Origin of the sequence: Pseudomonas onubensis (genome assembly GCF_965653655.1) — a bacterium.
Lineage (GTDB): Bacteria > Pseudomonadota > Gammaproteobacteria > Pseudomonadales > Pseudomonadaceae > Aquipseudomonas.
The window spans coordinates 1-14,030 of the sequence record NZ_CBFHAZ010000136.1 but is presented as its reverse complement, the minus strand read 5'-3'; the positions used below and the strand labels follow the sequence as shown (position 1 = coordinate 14,030).

Below are 14,030 nucleotides of genomic sequence, written 5' to 3'. Positions count from 1 at the left end.
TGTTGCTGTTGCTGTTGCTGTTGCTGTTGCTGTTGCTGTTGCTGTTGCTGTTGCTGTTGCTGTTGCTCTGGCCCTTACATCCTTTTCGATGACGAAGTCAGCGGTCTTTTGATCTGCGCTTTTGATCGTGATCTTGATCTGAAATCGCCCCGTCAAACACGATGGCCGGAATTCGACAGTGATTTGGGGGCTAAACCGGCAGGGATGCCGGTTTAGCCGCGCTGGGCCAAGGATGGCAAGGTCGAGTTGGGCGGTTCCAAGGTGACGGCAACCACGTTGGCGGGCAGCGACTATCGCGCCGATGTCGGGCTGAATCTGTCGAAATCGCCGGTCAACCTGGCGCTGGGCGCCAAGGACGAACTGACCCAGAAACAGGACGACGCCACACGTAAGGATCAGGCTTTCAACCTGGGGCCGCTGCGGGTTGGCGGGCACAGTGATAGCCAGGAATTACAGGCGGGGATTGATCAAAAAGGCAGCTAAGTAGCAACGCTTGGGTGGCAGCGGCCAGGCTCGCTGCCACCCAGGCAAACATTTCTAAATGTTTCTTCATAAAGCCAAACCGTCATTAAACAGCAACATATCAGGAATTAAATCGTCACGTCTTAGACAGGTGGGCCTACCCACTTACCCCTTCCCTTGAGGTGTTGTCGTGATGTTGCCGACTAAAAAAAGTCTATCTGTTTTGTTGAGCGCCCTGTGCCTGAGCGGCATGGCCCACGCCACCGACGTTACCGGTGCCGGCTCCAGCTTCGTCTACCCGGTGCTGTCCAAGTGGTCGCAGGACTACAGCAAGAACTCCAGCAACCGCATCAACTATCAGTCGATCGGTTCCGGCGGCGGCATCGCCCAGATCAAGGCAGCCACCGTTGACTTCGGCGCTTCCGACGCACCACTGTCGGCTGACGATCTCAAAGCCGGCGGCCTGGGTCAGTTTCCCAGCGTGATCGGCGGCATCGTGCCGGTGATGAACGTCGAAGGCGTGGCCGCAGGCCAGTTGAAACTCGACGGCGACACCCTGGCGAAAATCTTCCTCGGTGACATCAAGGCCTGGAACGACCCGGCCATCGCCGCGCTCAACCCTGGCGTGAAGCTGCCAAGCGCGAACATCACTGTGGTGCACCGCTCCGACGGCTCCGGCACCTCCTACAACTTCACCAACTACCTGGCCAAAGTCAGCGACAGCTGGAAAACCAGGATTGGTTTCGGCACCACCGTGCCGTGGCCGGTCGGTGTGGGCGGCAAAGGCAACGAAGGCGTTTCGGCCTACGTGAAGCAGATCAAGAACTCGATCGGTTTTGTGGAATACGCCTACGCGCTGCAGAACAAAATGACCTTTGCCTCACTGAAGAATGCCTCCGGCAAGTTCGTCGAGCCTAACGCCAAGGCGTTCCAGGCCGCCGCCGACACCGCCGACTGGGCGAGTGCCAAAGACTTCAACCTGATCATGACCAACGCCCCAGGTGAAGCTGCATGGCCGATCACGGCCACCACCTGGATCATCATGTACAAGCAGCCCAAGAATGCCGAGCAAAGCCAGGCGGCGTTCAGCTTCTTCAAGTGGTCGCTGGAAAAAGGCCAGGAACAGGCTGCAGCCCTGGACTACGTCGCATTGCCGGGCTCCCTGGTGTCGCGAATCGAAGATTACTGGAAGTCTGACTTCGCCCACTGATACGCCCTACGACCGCCTTCCTCGATAACTGAGGAAGGCGCTGAGCACCTCTGATATGAACGACACGGTCCACACCCTGGTTATGACTACTCACGCGAGCGACACCGGGGGCGAGCGCCGCGCCGCCCGCGATCAACGCCACGACCTGTGGTTCAAACGCTCGATGTTCGGCGCCGCCATGCTGGTACTGGCGCTGCTGGGCGCCATTGCCGCCTCGACCCTGTGGGGCGGCGGGCTGGCGTTCAAGACATTTGGTTTCGGTTTCATCACCAGCACCGAGTGGGATGCCGTCAATAACCACTTTGGTGCCGTGGTGCCGATCTACGGCACCCTGGTTACCTCCTTTCTCGCCTTGCTGATTGCCGTCCCGGTGAGTTTCGGCATCGCGATTTTTCTGACTGAAGTTGCACCGCCCTGGCTGAAAATGCCGGTGGCCTCGGCGATTGAGCTGCTCGCCGGTATCCCATCGATCATCTATGGCATGTGGGGCCTGTTCGTGTTCGGGCCATTCATGGCCGAGCACCTGTCGCCGTTGATTAATGATTACCTGGGCGCCCTGCCCTTTGTGGGCTCGCTGTTCCAGGGGCCGCCACTGGGGATCGGCATGCTCACCGCCGGGATTGTGCTGGCGGTGATGATCATGCCGTTTATCACCTCGGTGATGCATGAGGTGTTCCGCAGTGTGCCCACGCAGTTGAAAGAATCTGCCTACGCCTTGGGCAGCACGACGTGGGAAGTGGTGTGGGACATTGTTCTGCCTTACACCCGCTCGGCGGTGGTCGGCGGTATCTTCCTCGGTTTGGGCCGCGCCCTTGGCGAGACCATGGCGGTGACCTTTGTATTGGGTAACGCGCAACAGTTTTCCGCCTCGTTGCTGATGCCCAGCAGCTCCATCGCCTCGGTGATCGCCAACGAGTTCAGCGAGGCCTACACCGACCTGCATCGCTCTGCGCTGATCGCCTTGGGCTTCCTGCTGTTTATCGTGACCTTCGTCGTGCTCGCGCTGGCGCGGCTGCTGCTGATGCGCTTGTCGCGCAAGGAAGGGCTATGAACGCCAACGAACGCCTGTACCGCAAACGTGCAATTAAAAATGGCGTCGCCATGCTCCTCAGTTGCGGCGCCACCGCCTTTGGCCTGCTGTGGCTGACGTGGATTCTGCTGACCACCATCATCAACGGCTTCCAGGCTCTGAACCTGCGCCTGTTTACCCAGATGACGCCACCACCCGGCACCGAAGGCGGCCTGGCCAACGCGTTTTATGGCAGCGCGTTGATGTCGGCTATCGCGCTGGTGATCGGTACGCCCATCGGGCTGATGGCCGGCATTTGGCTGGCAGAATTCGCACGCCACTCGCGCCTGGGGACTACGGTGCGTTTCATCAATGACATCCTGCTGTCGGCGCCCTCGATTGTGCTGGGCTTGTTCATTTACACCGGGGTCATCCTGCCGCTGAACCTGCTGACCAATCATCAGGTCGGCTTCTCTGCCATCGCCGGTGCGCTGGCGCTGGCGCTGCTGGTGATTCCGGTGGTGGTGCGTACCACCGATGAAATGCTCCAGCTGCAACCGTCCACCATGCGCGAGGCGGCCCTGGCACTCGGCGTGCCGCAGTGGAAGCTGACGCTGCAGATCGTGCTGCGGGCGGCCAAGGCCGGCGTGGTCACCGGCATCCTGCTCGCCCTGGCGCGTATCACCGGGGAAACCGCGCCGCTGCTGTTCACCGCCTTCGGCAATCAGTTCTGGAGCAGCAACCTGCTCAAGCCGATCGCCAGCGTGCCCGTGGTTATTTTCCAGTACGCCATGAGCCCGTTCGACGACTGGCATGCACTCGCCTGGGCCGGTGCACTGGTGCTGACGTTGTTCGTGCTGGTACTCAGCCTGGCATCCCGCCTGATTCTTTTACGCAATAGGTCTCACTGATGGACGCCACTGGCATCGCTCCCGACAAAACCAAAATCCAGGTGCGTGGGTTGGAGTTCTTCTACAACAACCAACGCTCGCTCAAATCCATCAACATGGACATCCCGGAAAAGCGCATCACCGCCATCATCGGCCCCTCCGGCTGCGGCAAGTCCACCATGCTGCGGGTGTTCAACCGCATCTACTCGATGTACCCCAAGCAGGAGGCGCGCGGCGAAGTGCTGCTCAACGGCGAAAACATCCTCGCCCTCGGCTACTCGATGAACCGCCTGCGCAGCCACGTGGGCATGGTGTTCCAGAAGCCGGTGCCGTTTCCGATGTCGATCTACGACAACATCGCCTATGCGGTGCGCCACCACGAAAAACTCTCGCGCCGCGAAATGAACGACCGCGTCGAACAAGCCCTGCGTGGCGGTGCGCTGTGGGATGAAGTCAAAGACAAACTCAACCAAAGCGCCCAAAGCCTCTCCGGCGGCCAGCAGCAACGGCTGTGCATCGCCCGCACCATCGCGCTGCGCCCGCAAGTGTTGCTGCTGGACGAACCGACCTCCGCCCTCGACCCGATTTCCACCGGGCGTATCGAGCAGTTGATTACGGAATTGAAGGCGCAGTACACGGTGATCATCGTGACCCACAACATGCAGCAGGCCGCGCGGGTGTCGGACAGCACCGCGTTTATGTTCATGGGCGAATTGATTGAGCATGGCAAGACCGATCAGATCTTTACCACACCGAAGATGAAGCAGACGGAGGACTATATTACCGGGCGGTTTGGCTGAGGCCGCGCAAGGAGCCGTCTCTTGGAGGCGGCTTTTTATCAGCGCCAAATTGCAGGCAAAAAAAACCCGGAAATCCTCACTTGCGTGGGCCTTCCGGATTTTCTAAACCGCCAAAAATGGTGGGTCGTGTGGGATTCGAACCTACGACCAATTGGTTAAAAGCCAACTGCTCTACCAACTGAGCTAACGACCCGCTGTGTGGTGGCGCGTATAATACTGATTTCTAAGGATTATTCAACACCTTATTTTAAATAAATCAGAAATAACGCGTTGGGTCCGCAATTGCGGCGTTTTTGAAGCCTTCTGCTCGCAGTCTGCAAGCGTCACACTTCCCACAGGCACCGCCAGAATTGTCTGCCTGGTAGCAGGAAACTGTCAGCGCGTAATCGACGCCAAGTCCTACGCCAGCCTTCACGATGTCTGCCTTGCTCATGTTCTGCAGCGGCGCCTGAATGCGAAAGCCCTGCCCTTCTACACCGGCCCTGGTTGCCAGGTTGGCCATACGCTCAAATGCCTCGACGTATTCCGGGCGGCAGTCCGGGTAGCCGTTGTAGTCGAGAGCATTGACCCCGATGAAGATGTCGCGGGCCTTCAGTACTTCGGCCCAGCCAAGCGCGAGGGACAGGAATACGGTGTTGCGCGCCGGCACGTAGGTGAGCGGAATACCTTCGCTGGGCGCTTCAGGTACATCGATGCTGCTGTCCGTCAAGGCCGAGCCGCCGATGCCATTGAGGTTGAGGCCGATCACTTTGTGCTCGACCACGCCCAGCTCAAGGGCGACACGCTCGGCGGCATGCAGCTCGGCGCGGTGGCGTTGGCCGTAGTCGAAGCTTACGGTGTAGCAGCTGTATCCCTGGGCACGCACCATGGCCACCAGCGTGGCGGAATCGAGACCGCCGGAGAGCAGGATGACCGCGCGCTTTTGTTCGGTCATGTCAGCGCCCCGGCTCGTCGTTCCACAGGTATTTGTGCAACTGCAATTGCAAGCGCACCGGCAGGTTGTCCGCCACCACCCAATCGGCCAGGTCGCGGGCATTGAGGTCATGGTGGCTCGGCGAGAACAGCACCTCGCCGGCGCGGCGGTCGAGGTTGTACTGGATCAGCTTGGAGGCCGCCCAGTCATAGTCGTCGCGCGAACAGATCACGAACTTGACCTGATCGTTGGCCGTCAGCAAGTCCATGTTGTCGTAGAGGTTGCGGTGCGCTTCCTTGGAACCTGGGGTCTTGAGGTCAACCACCCGGCTCACCCGCGCGTCGACCGCGGAAATGTCCAGGGCGCCGCTGGTTTCCAGTGACACCTCGTAGCCAGCGTCACACAGGCGCTTGAGCAACGCAATGGCATTGGGCTGGGCGAGGGGCTCACCACCGGTCACACAGACGTAACGCGGCTTGAAGCCGGCAACCTGTTCGATGATGTCGTCGAGGGTGCGCACGGTACCGCCGCTGAAGGCGTAGGCGCTGTCACAGTATTGGCAACGCAAAGGGCAGCCGGTCAGCCGTACAAATACGGTAGGCAGGCCAGCGGTGCGCGTTTCACCCTGTAACGAGTAAAAAACTTCGGTAATACGTAATGTGTCTTGCATAGTCGCCACGGGCGTAACAGCTAAACAGGCTGTCCGCCTCCGTCAGGCACTTCAAGGAACCCCGCCAACGCGTAGGCCCCAAAAAGCGTGTTTCATAAAAGGGCGTGGATTCTAACGAAAAAACCCGCGCCAGGCGCGGGTTTCTTCTAAACGGGCTGCATCGCTTACAACCGCTGCAGATCCCGCTGGGCCAACTGGGCTGCGGAGGTACCCGGATATTGGGCGACCACCTGTTGCAGAATGCCTTTGACCTTGTCGGTGTGACCCAGGCGGCGTTCTACATCAGCCAGTTTATACAGCGAGTCAGGCACCTTGGCATGCTTTGGGTACAGCTGGCTGACCTTGGCAAATGCCTGGCCTGCCGCTTGCAAATCACCCTTGGCCAGGTTCACCTCACCCAACCAGTACTGGGCATTGCCCGCGTATTGGCTGTTAGGGTATTTGCGCAGGAATGCGGTAAAGGCCTGGCTGGCCTTATCGAAGTCCTTGGCTTTGATCAGGTCGAAAGCTGCATCGTAATACAGCTTCTCCTTGGCCGGATCACCCGGTTCGCTGCTGGCGGCAGGCGCTTGGCTGGCCGCCGCTGCGCCTGCTGCTGCACCACCGGCGGCGGCGCTTGGCGCACCACCGGCAGAAGAATTATCAGGAGTTGCGGCAGGTGTTACGCCGGCTCCAATGCGTCGATCAAGATCCTGGTAACGCTCCAGGCCTTCTTGCTTCAGCTGGTTCACTTGGTTCTGCAAGATCTCAATGGTGCCTTGTTGCTGCGACAATTGATCCTGCATACGTTGCAGCTGGTTGAACAGTTCGCCCTGTGCCGAGGGAGCGGCAGTTGCCGGCCCCCCAGCATAGGCGCCGTTCGTGCCATAACCCGCTGGCGGATAACTGCTCCCGCTATTGTTATAGCCAGAGTTGCTATCTTCCACAGGAACCGCAGCCCACACCGCAAGCGGTGCGAGGCTGAGAGCCAATACAGTTAGAGCACGACGGCACGTTCGCATGACGAATTACTTACGCAGTTCGACGCGACGGTTTTGAGCCCACGACTGTTCGTCGTTGCCAGTTGCAACTGGACGCTCTTTACCGTAGGAAACCAGTTCCAGTTGGCCTGGAGCAACACCTTGCAGTACCAGGTAGCGTTGGACGGCTTTCGCACGACGCTCGCCCAGTGCCATGTTGTACTCACGAGTACCACGGGCGTCAGTGTTACCTTCCAGAACAACGCGAGCGCCGTTAGCTTTCAGGTCCTTCGCGTGAACGTCCAGAGCGCGCATGGCTTCTGGCTTCAGGTCAGAACTGTCGTATTCGAAGTAGAAAGTGGTGATAGCGCGCAGAGCAGCTTCTTCGCTCAGGGAGCCGTCAACTGCACCAGTGTTAGCGCCGTAACCAGCGTTTGGATCAACAGCTGCGCCTTCACCGGCGTTGTCGCCGCCTTTAGACGAGCAACCAACGGCTACGGACAGAGCCAGAGCCAGAGCAGCAAACTTACCAAACTTCAGCATTTCCATCGTGAAACTCCTAATGAACCCCAGTGTGTTAAGCAATTCTTTTTGTAGCGCCGCGTCAGTTCAGGTAAGGGGACCAGGATGGTTCTCTGACTTCGCCTTGTGCGGTAGGAAGCGGGAGCCTTACGCGTCCATTAATGGACACGAGCATCAAGACTCCCCGGCCCTGCTGGCGGGTGGCGTAGATTACCATGGTGCCGTTGGGCGCAACAGTGGCTGACTCATCAAGGTTGGTATCTGTGAGGATTTTTACCGTTCCACGCTGCAAATCCTGGGCCGCAACCCGGAAATTAGTGAAACCATCCTGACGGTGAATCATCACCAACGTCTTTTCATCGGCCGAAAGCTTAGGATTGGCATTGTAGTTACCAATAAAGGTCACGCGTTCTGCGCCACCGCCACCTACGCTTGTTTTGTAGATTTGAGGCTTGCCGCCGCGATCGGAGGTGAAGTAAATGGTCGAACCATCCTTACCCCAGAACGGTTCGGTGTTGATACCCGGGCCACTGGTTACACGGCTGATCTGGCGTGAAGCCATGTTCATCACGTAGATGTCCGGGTTGCCGTCCTTGGACAGCACGAACGCCAGGCGCGAGCCATCCGGCGACCAGGCTGGTGCACCGTTGAGGCCTTCAAAGTTGGTGATCTGCTCACGACGACCGGTGTCGATGTGCTGCACGAAAATGCGCGGGCGGCGCTGTTCGAATGACACATAGGCAATACGCTTGCCGTCCGGCGCAAAACGCGGCGACAGGATTGGCTCACGCGATTGCAGCAAGGTCACGGCGCGAGCACCGTCGTAGTCCGAACGCTGCAAGGTGTAACGCGTGTTGTCTACGGAGAAACGCTCAGCCGTTACATAAAGCAGACGTGTCGAGAACGCACCTTTAATACCGGTGAGTTTTTCAAACGACTGGTCCGAGATGTAGTGCGCCATGTCCCGCAGTTGTTCGGCGGTACCCGATACGCTGCCGGTCAGGACCTGCTGCTCGGTGGCCACGTTGAACAACGTGTACTGGATTTGCAGGCGACCGCCGGCCGGCGTAATGCTGCCGACCATCAGGTACTGGGCGCCTACGGCTTTCCAGTCACGGAAGATGACTTCGCTGGCCTGGGTTGGCTGGCTGATCATGTTGCCTTTCGGAATCGGCGCGTAGTAGCCGGAGTTGCGCAGGTCGTCGCTGACGATCTGGGCCATGTCATCCGGCAGCACGCTGCCGCCCTGCCAGCCAAACGGTACTACTGCGATCGGGGTGGCCCGATCGCTACCGCTGGTGACCAGGATGTTCTTTTCATCCGCCGCCGCTATCCCTGCCATACAGCAAATAACGACAAGCATTCCTCGAAGAAGGTTTCTCACAAGGCTAGATCCTCAGGTGTGAATGTCATCTTGAATGAACGATAGGGAGCGAAGTCGCTTGGTTTCATTCCCTGCATCTCGGTCAACCGGCCAATATTCTTGACCGCGGCAACCGCCGAACTGTCGAACGAACCGTCACCACTGGACTTGGAAACGCTGACCGAAGTCACCGTACCGTCCGGCAACATGCCGATCTGCAGCACTACTGTCATGCCTTTGCGTGCCGAAGGTGGACGTGTCCAACCTTCCGCTGCCCGCGCCCGAATCAGGTCGTCGAAACTGCCCGCGACTTCATCGCCACGCTCATCGGCCAAGGCTTGCTGACGCTGCGGCGTGTCGGAGAGCAAATCTGCCAAGGCCTGGGCCTTTTTCTCTTCGGCGGATTTACGCGCTGCTTCCTGGGCCTTTTTCTTGCTGGCGTCGGCGGCAGCTTTCTTCTTCGCGTCGTCGGCGACTTTCTTCTTCGCCTCGTCTGCTTCAGCTTTTTTCTTGGCGTCTTCGGCGGCTTTCTTCTTCGCGTCTTCGACTATTTTCTTCTTGGCTTCCTCAGCGGCCTTTTTCTTGGCCTCTTCTTCGGCAGCTTTTTTGGCTTCTTCTTCAGACTTCTTCTTGGCTATATCAGCCAATTGTTTCTCTTCAGCCTTTTTAGCTTCGGCAGCTTTGTCGGCTTTCTTGGCTTCATCAGCCTTTTTGGCCTCGTCAGCTTTCTTGGCTTCGTCAGCCTTTTTCGATTCCTCGGCCTTTTGAGCCGCCTCTTCTTTCTTTTGTTCCGCAGCAGCCTTCACCGCTTCCTGCTCGACCTTCTTCTGTTCCATCTGCTCGACTTCAGTCTGGCGCGCAGCCGACTTCTGGGCCTCACCCGCAATCTTCTGATTGGTCTGGGTGGTGGCCTGACTTTTCGATTTCAGCTGATACAGGGTCGCCTGCACGATCGGCTTGGCTGGCGGCAGGTCCGGGGTCATGGCAAAGCTGACGAACAGCATGCCAAACACCAGGACGTGCAGGGCAATTGCCCAGACGCTAGGCCAGAAGTAGCTTTCCGAGGCGGACGGCTCTCGCTGTTGCTGCATCAGGGCGCCTCGGTAATCAAGCCAACGTTACCCACGCCGGCCTTCTGCAGCCCGCCCATGGCGCCCATGACGGAGCCATAGTCGACCACTTTGTCGCCGCGAATGAACACCTGCGTGTGCTTGCCGCCTTCGTTGCCGGACCGGATGATCTTGGTCACGGCGTCCGTCATCTGCGGCAAGGTCATGGCCTTGTCCTGCTGTTTCTGGGTGTCGACTTCGCTGCCAAGGTTCCAGTAATAGGTCTTGTCAGCCTTGATCGAAATGGTCAGGACCTGAGTGTTGTTGTCTTGCGGCAAGGCTTCGCTGGAAACCTTGGGCAGATCAACCTTCACGCCCTGATTGAGCATCGGCGCGGTCACCATGAAGATAACCAGCAGCACCAGCATCACGTCGATGTAAGGCACTACGTTCATCTCGGCGACCGGCTTGCGCTTTTTGCGAGCTCGAGCGATTAAAGCCATTGGAAATTACCTGCTTATTCTTCGCTGGTGTGCACTTTACGGTGCAGGATCGCCTGGAATTCATCGGCGAAGGTGAAGTAACGGCTGATCAAGGTTTCGCCACGGGCGGCAAAACGGTTGTAAGCAATTACTGCGGGAATAGCGGCGAACAGGCCGATCGCAGTGGCGATCAAGGCCTCGGCGATACCCGGGGCCACGGTGGCCAGGGTCGCTTGTTGCGCCTGGGCCAGGCCACGGAAGGAGTTCATGATGCCCCATACGGTACCGAACAGGCCGATGTACGGGCTCACGGAGCCTACAGTGGCGAGGAACGGCAAGCTTTGCTCAAGCTTTTCTTCTTCGCGGGAGATGGCAACGCGCATGGCACGGGCCACACCTTCCATGACCGCTTCCGGGTCAACGCCCGGTTGCTGGCGCAGGCGCGAGAATTCCTTGAAGCCGGCGCGGAAGATCTGCTCTACGCCCGAATCCGGGTCCGGGTTGCTACCGGCCTGACGGTACAGCTTGGACAGGTCGATACCCGACCAGAAGCGCTCCTCGAAGCTCTCCAGGGCACGTCGACCGGCACGCAGCAGGTTGCTGCGCTGAAAAATCATGACCCAAGAGGTAACCGATGCGGCTACCAGGACCAGCATCACCAGTTGAACCACAACACTGGCATTGCTGACCAGGCTCCACATGGAGGAATGGTCGACGACGGTAGGTTCCACGCTAAATCTCCTGCTTTGATTGTTTACCCGCGCCGCTTACGTCGGCAAAGGCCGCACGTAGAGCTTCGGGAATGGCCCGGGGTTTCAAACTATTGGTGCGCACACAGGCCACCAGGAACTGCCCCTCACAGAGCAGCGTTGCATCCGTTGCCCGCCTGACCTGCTGTTTAAAGCGCAGGCTGACACGGTTCAATTCGATAACTTCAGCGCTGACCAGCAATTCGTCGTCCAGTCGCGCCGGTGCGTGGTAGCGCGCCTCGCTGGAATGCACGACGAATAACAGGTCCTCCCCTGCCAGCTGGGATTGGGCAAAGCCCAGCTCCCGTAGCCGCTCGGTTCGAGCCCGCTCCATGAACTTGAGGTAGTTGACGTAATAAACGATGCCGCCGGCATCGGTGTCCTCGTAATAAACGCGACAGCGATGTGCGAACGACTGATCCCCGTTTTGCGCGCGCATACTCTAGTGCTTACTCCTCAGGTTGCCAATCCGGCTGGGCAACTGTTTTTGCATTCTATTCAGCATTTCTAACGACTGAATGACGACACCAGCCACTAGGACAGCACAAACTTCAGATAAATCGTCTGGCGTGGAGTTATTAATCGTCCACTGCATCGAGGAATTCGTCTACTACAGGCATCTCGCCCAATCGTGACGGAATGTTTAACCCGAAGTGCAAATACGCGTGGCGCGTGACCACGCGGCCCCTTGGCGTACGCATGATGTAACCTTGTTGGATCAGGTACGGCTCCAGCACATCCTCAATGGTATGGCGCTCCTCACTGATCGCCGCGGCCAGGCTGTCCACACCCACCGGGCCACCGTCGAACTTCTCGATCATGGTCAAGAGTAGACGTCGATCCTGGTGGTCGAAGCCATGCTCATCCACATCCAGCAGGTTCAAGGCCAAATCCGCCACGGCCTTGGTGATATGCCCCTTGGCCCGCACCTCGGCAAAATCGCGCACACGACGCAGCAAGCGGTTGGCGATACGCGGCGTGCCACGGGCGCGGCGGGCGATTTCGAACGCACCTTCCGGGTCCAGCGGCAACCCCAGAATGCCCGCCGAACGGCTGACAATCGTCGCAAGATCCGCCGTGCTATAGAACTCTAGACGTTGAACAATGCCGAAACGGTCTCGCAGCGGGTTGGTCAACATCCCGGCGCGCGTGGTGGCGCCGACCAGCGTGAACGGCGGCAGGTCGAGCTTGATCGAGCGAGCCGCCGGGCCTTCGCCGATCATGATGTCGAGCTGAAAGTCTTCCATGGCCGGGTACAGCACTTCCTCGACGATCGGCGACAGCCGGTGAATCTCGTCGATAAACAGCACGTCGTGCGGCTCAAGGTTGGTCAGCAGCGCGGCCAGGTCGCCCGGACGCTCCAGTACCGGCCCGGAGGTGGACTTGATCGACACGCCCATCTCCTGGGCGATGATCATCGCCAGGGTGGTCTTGCCCAGGCCCGGCGGGCCGAAGATCAGCGTATGGTCGAGGGACTCGTTGCGCCCGCGCGCCGCCTGGATAAACAACTCCATCTGCTCGCGCACGGTCGGCTGGCCGATATAGTCGGCAAGGCTGACGGGGCGAATGGCGCGGTCCTGGACTTCTTCTCGGTCGCGCGGGCCGGTGGCCGCGATCAGACGATCAGCTTCAATCACTTAAATCATTCCCTTCAGGGCTCGGCGGATCATGTCTTCGCTGCTCAGGTTCTTGTCCTTGATGGCCGATACGGCTTTGCTCGCCTCCTGGGGTTTGTAGCCCAGGGAAATCAGCGCGCTGACGGCATCGCTTTCGGCACTGGCGACCTGGCCGGCCGGCATGTCCGGCTGGTTCGGTACCAGGGCAAACATGTTCGGCACCACTTCCCAGGCCTTGAAACGGTCCTTGAGTTCGACCAGCAGGCGCTCGGCGGTTTTTTTGCCGACACCGGGCACCTTGGTCAACGCTGACGTGTCCTGGGCCGACACTGCGCGCACCAGCTCGTCCACTTCCAGGCTCGACATCAACGCCAGCGCCAGCTTTGGCCCTACGCCATTGAGGCGAATCAGCTCACGGAAGAAGTCGCGGTCGCGCTTGCCAATGAAACCATAGAGCAATTGCGCGTCTTCGCGCACCACCAAATGCGTGTGCAGGGTGATCGGCTCGCCAATCGACGGCAGGCGATACAGAGTGGTCATGGGCACTTCCAGCTCATACCCCAACCCATTTACATCCAGAATCAGGTGCGGCGGCTGTTTCTCAGCCAGGGTGCCGCGCAAGCGTCCAATCACGGTTCAGTTCCTTAAAGCTTGGGGTCAGAACACGGCCTGACCGGAAATTACGATTGCGCTGATGCTATCAGAGACGCAGCCGCCCGCCACGACTGCGTGCGGTGCCCAAGCCATGTGGCAAGAGGCTGGAACGCGTATGCGCATGGCAAATGGCAATGGCCAGGGCGTCGGAGGCGTCGATTTGCGGCTTTGAGGTGAGCTTGAGCATGTGCATGACCATCATCTGCACCTGTTCTTTATTCGCCGCGCCGGTGCCGACCACGGCCTGTTTGACCTGGGTCGCGGTGTATTCGGCGATTTCCATGCCCTCCTCCGCACCGGCCACAATAGCAGCGCCACGGGCCTGGCCGAGCTTTAAGGCAGAATCGGCGTTTTTGGCCATAAAGACCTTTTCGATGCCCATGGTGACCGGCCCGTAGGTCTGGATCACTTCACGCACGCCGCGATACACAATCTGCAGGCGCTCGGCCAACTCGCCCGCGCCGGTGCGGATGCAGCCCGAGGCGACGTAGATGCAGCCACGCGGGGTGTGCTGCACCACACCAAAACCGGTGATGCGCGAACCGGGGTCGATACCAAGGATTAAAGTCATAACGCCTGCGGGTTGGGTAAACACATTTTCTTATACAGAGAAGATCCAATGTGGGAGCGGGCTTGCTCGCGAAAGCGATCTGTCAGTCAGTATATGAGTTGACTGAAACAC

16 protein-coding genes, 1 tRNA gene and 1 pseudogene are annotated in these 14,030 nt (G+C 59.0%); 5 read left to right on the top strand and 13 right to left on the bottom strand.

All coding sequences use genetic code 11. The features are described 5' to 3' along the window. Positions 1–225: 225 nt before the first annotated feature. The 5 genes and pseudogenes from ACTD9P_RS27310 to pstB form a co-directional block, all read left to right on the top strand. Positions 226–483, top strand: a pseudogene (locus ACTD9P_RS27310) (hypothetical protein); the annotation flags it as partial. 172 nt (positions 484–655) lie between these two features. After that, positions 656–1,672 carry a phosphate ABC transporter substrate-binding protein PstS gene (gene pstS, locus ACTD9P_RS27305; RefSeq protein WP_438870098.1) on the top strand — a complete coding sequence of 339 codons (1,017 nt, stop codon included), beginning with the start codon at positions 656–658 and terminating at the stop codon, positions 1,670–1,672. Between the two features lie 55 nt (positions 1,673–1,727). Then, positions 1,728–2,723 (top strand): phosphate ABC transporter permease subunit PstC, encoded by a 996-nt coding sequence (gene pstC, locus ACTD9P_RS27300; protein WP_438870097.1) that lies wholly within the window; start codon positions 1,728–1,730, stop codon positions 2,721–2,723. Further along, positions 2,720–3,592 (top strand): phosphate ABC transporter permease PstA, encoded by an 873-nt coding sequence (gene pstA, locus ACTD9P_RS27295; protein ID WP_219265850.1) that lies wholly within the window; start codon positions 2,720–2,722, stop codon positions 3,590–3,592. Before pstC ends, pstA begins: the two co-directional genes overlap by 4 nt. Further along, positions 3,592–4,371, top strand: coding sequence for a phosphate ABC transporter ATP-binding protein PstB (gene pstB / locus ACTD9P_RS27290; protein ID WP_438870096.1), 780 nt, complete (start codon positions 3,592–3,594; stop codon positions 4,369–4,371). Before pstA ends, pstB begins: the two co-directional genes overlap by 1 nt. A 117-nt stretch (positions 4,372–4,488) precedes the next feature. Here the strand turns inward: pstB and ACTD9P_RS27285 are convergent. From ACTD9P_RS27285 to ruvC, 13 genes are all read right to left on the bottom strand, one after another. Then, positions 4,489–4,564: transfer RNA gene (locus ACTD9P_RS27285), tRNA-Lys, on the bottom strand. Between the two features lie 63 nt (positions 4,565–4,627). Continuing rightward, positions 4,628–5,305, bottom strand: coding sequence for a 7-cyano-7-deazaguanine synthase QueC (gene queC / locus ACTD9P_RS27280; RefSeq protein WP_438870095.1), 678 nt, complete (start codon positions 5,303–5,305; stop codon positions 4,628–4,630). 1 nt (position 5,306) lies between these two features. Then, the gene (queE, locus tag ACTD9P_RS27275) at positions 5,307–5,954 is read right to left on the bottom strand and encodes a 7-carboxy-7-deazaguanine synthase QueE (protein WP_438870094.1); all 648 of its coding nucleotides are present in this window, start codon (positions 5,952–5,954) and stop codon (positions 5,307–5,309) included. Between the two features lie 164 nt (positions 5,955–6,118). Then, positions 6,119–6,955: a tol-pal system protein YbgF gene (gene ybgF / locus ACTD9P_RS27270; protein ID WP_110621437.1), complete on the bottom strand. Its 837-nt coding sequence runs from the start codon at positions 6,953–6,955 to the stop codon at positions 6,119–6,121. 6 nt (positions 6,956–6,961) lie between these two features. Beyond that, positions 6,962–7,462, bottom strand: a complete 501-nt coding sequence (gene pal, locus ACTD9P_RS27265; RefSeq protein WP_003193861.1) for a peptidoglycan-associated lipoprotein Pal — start codon at positions 7,460–7,462, stop codon at positions 6,962–6,964. A 55-nt stretch (positions 7,463–7,517) separates the two neighbouring features. Beyond that, positions 7,518–8,798 (bottom strand): Tol-Pal system beta propeller repeat protein TolB, encoded by a 1,281-nt coding sequence (gene tolB / locus ACTD9P_RS27260; protein WP_032865998.1) that lies wholly within the window; start codon positions 8,796–8,798, stop codon positions 7,518–7,520. Between the two features lie 17 nt (positions 8,799–8,815). Further along, positions 8,816–9,889, bottom strand: a complete 1,074-nt coding sequence (gene tolA / locus ACTD9P_RS27255) for a cell envelope integrity protein TolA (protein WP_219265914.1) — start codon at positions 9,887–9,889, stop codon at positions 8,816–8,818. Beyond that, positions 9,889–10,341, bottom strand: coding sequence for a protein TolR (gene tolR / locus ACTD9P_RS27250; RefSeq protein ID WP_161630238.1), 453 nt, complete (start codon positions 10,339–10,341; stop codon positions 9,889–9,891). The genes tolA and tolR overlap by 1 nt, the downstream gene beginning before the upstream one ends. A gap of 23 nt (positions 10,342–10,364) precedes the next feature. Further along, complete coding sequence (gene tolQ, locus ACTD9P_RS27245) at positions 10,365–11,060, bottom strand: protein TolQ (protein ID WP_438870093.1); 696 nt, start codon at positions 11,058–11,060, stop codon at positions 10,365–10,367. Between the two features lies 1 nt (position 11,061). Beyond that, positions 11,062–11,517, bottom strand: coding sequence for a tol-pal system-associated acyl-CoA thioesterase (gene ybgC / locus ACTD9P_RS27240; RefSeq protein ID WP_015885610.1), 456 nt, complete (start codon positions 11,515–11,517; stop codon positions 11,062–11,064). Between the two features lie 139 nt (positions 11,518–11,656). Then, positions 11,657–12,715 (bottom strand): Holliday junction branch migration DNA helicase RuvB, encoded by a 1,059-nt coding sequence (gene ruvB / locus ACTD9P_RS27235; RefSeq protein ID WP_017139814.1) that lies wholly within the window; start codon positions 12,713–12,715, stop codon positions 11,657–11,659. Then, positions 12,716–13,327: a Holliday junction branch migration protein RuvA gene (gene ruvA / locus ACTD9P_RS27230; RefSeq protein WP_056858571.1), complete on the bottom strand. Its 612-nt coding sequence runs from the start codon at positions 13,325–13,327 to the stop codon at positions 12,716–12,718. 67 nt (positions 13,328–13,394) lie between these two features. Continuing rightward, positions 13,395–13,919 carry a crossover junction endodeoxyribonuclease RuvC gene (ruvC, locus tag ACTD9P_RS27225; protein WP_032862494.1) on the bottom strand — a complete coding sequence of 175 codons (525 nt, stop codon included), beginning with the start codon at positions 13,917–13,919 and terminating at the stop codon, positions 13,395–13,397. Positions 13,920–14,030 lie beyond the last annotated feature (111 nt).

What these genes read in the sequence shown, in the direction of transcription:
- pstS (WP_438870098.1), top strand. Translation starts at nt 656, where the DNA reads ATGTTGCCGACTAAAAAAAGTCTATCTGTTTTGTTGAGCGCCCTGTGC.
- pstC (WP_438870097.1), top strand. Translation starts at nt 1,728, where the DNA reads ATGAACGACACGGTCCACACCCTGGTTATGACTACTCACGCGAGCGAC.
- pstA (WP_219265850.1), top strand. Translation starts at nt 2,720, where the DNA reads ATGAACGCCAACGAACGCCTGTACCGCAAACGTGCAATTAAAAATGGC.
- pstB (WP_438870096.1), top strand. Translation starts at nt 3,592, where the DNA reads ATGGACGCCACTGGCATCGCTCCCGACAAAACCAAAATCCAGGTGCGT.
- queC (WP_438870095.1), bottom strand. Translation starts at nt 5,305, where the DNA reads ATGACCGAACAAAAGCGCGCGGTCATCCTGCTCTCCGGCGGTCTCGAT.
- queE (WP_438870094.1), bottom strand. Translation starts at nt 5,954, where the DNA reads ATGCAAGACACATTACGTATTACCGAAGTTTTTTACTCGTTACAGGGT.
- ybgF (WP_110621437.1), bottom strand. Translation starts at nt 6,955, where the DNA reads ATGCGAACGTGCCGTCGTGCTCTAACTGTATTGGCTCTCAGCCTCGCA.
- pal (WP_003193861.1), bottom strand. Translation starts at nt 7,462, where the DNA reads ATGGAAATGCTGAAGTTTGGTAAGTTTGCTGCTCTGGCTCTGGCTCTG.
- tolB (WP_032865998.1), bottom strand. Translation starts at nt 8,798, where the DNA reads ATGCTTGTCGTTATTTGCTGTATGGCAGGGATAGCGGCGGCGGATGAA.
- tolA (WP_219265914.1), bottom strand. Translation starts at nt 9,889, where the DNA reads ATGCAGCAACAGCGAGAGCCGTCCGCCTCGGAAAGCTACTTCTGGCCT.
- ybgC (WP_015885610.1), bottom strand. Translation starts at nt 11,517, where the DNA reads ATGCGCGCGCAAAACGGGGATCAGTCGTTCGCACATCGCTGTCGCGTT.
- ruvC (WP_032862494.1), bottom strand. Translation starts at nt 13,919, where the DNA reads ATGACTTTAATCCTTGGTATCGACCCCGGTTCGCGCATCACCGGTTTT.